Origin of the sequence: Salinisphaera sp. SWV1 (assembly GCF_052044155.1) — a bacterium.
Classification (GTDB): domain Bacteria; phylum Pseudomonadota; class Gammaproteobacteria; order Nevskiales; family Salinisphaeraceae; genus Salinisphaera.
The window spans coordinates 1-827 of the sequence record NZ_JBQDYE010000112.1 but is presented as its reverse complement, the minus strand read 5'-3'; the positions used below and the strand labels follow the sequence as shown (position 1 = coordinate 827).

1 protein-coding gene is annotated in these 827 nt (G+C 70.7%); it reads left to right on the top strand.

All coding sequences use genetic code 11. From position 1 onward, the window contains the following. Nucleotides 1-827, top strand: an 827-nt coding sequence (locus ACS8YF_RS19670; protein WP_440851783.1) for a sugar kinase, incomplete at both ends; no start/stop codon positions are given.

Genomic DNA, 827 nt, shown 5'->3' with positions numbered 1-827 from the left:
GTCACCTTCGGCGAAAGCATGGCCCTGTTCGCGGCCGACACGCCCGGCGATCTGGCGCACGTGACCCATTTCACCCGCCGGCTCGCCGGTGCGGACAGCAATGTTGCCATCGGCCTGGCCCGGCTCGGGCTCGCCGTGGACTGGACCAGCCGCGTCGGCAACGATGCCTTCGGCCGCTTCATCGTCGAATCGCTGGCCGCCGAGGGCATCGACGGCCGCCACGTGGTCGTCGACGACACGCGCCCCACCGGCCTGCAGATCAAGTCGCGCAGCGAGGATGGCAGCGATCCGGAGACCGAATATTTCCGCCGGGGCTCGGCCGCCAGCGCCCTCGGCCCGGCCGATTTGCCGGCCGAACGCATGGCCGGCGCGCGGCATCTGCATTGCACCGGTATCCCGGCGGCGATCAGCGGTTCCGCGCAGGCCTTGTGTCATCACGCCATGGATGCCATGCGCGCGGCCGGCGGCACGATCTCGTTCGATCCCAACCTGCGGCCGAGCCTGTGGACAAGCGAACAGGCTATGCGCGAGGCGATCAACGCCCTCGCGGCCAAGGCCGATTGGGTGCTGCCCGGCATCGACGAAGGCGAGATTCTGACCGGCTCGCGCGTGCCCGAGGCCATCGCAGATTTCTATCTCGGCGCCGGTGCCGGCGAAGTCGTGGTCAAGCTCGGCGCCGAAGGCGCGTACTGGCAGTCGGCCCAGGACCGCTGCCGGGTGGCGGGCCGGGCGGTCGAGCGGGTCGTGGATACGGTCGGCGCGGGTGACGGTTTTGCGGTCGGCTTCATCAGCGCCCGGCTGGAAGGCGCTACGCCGCGGGCCGCGCT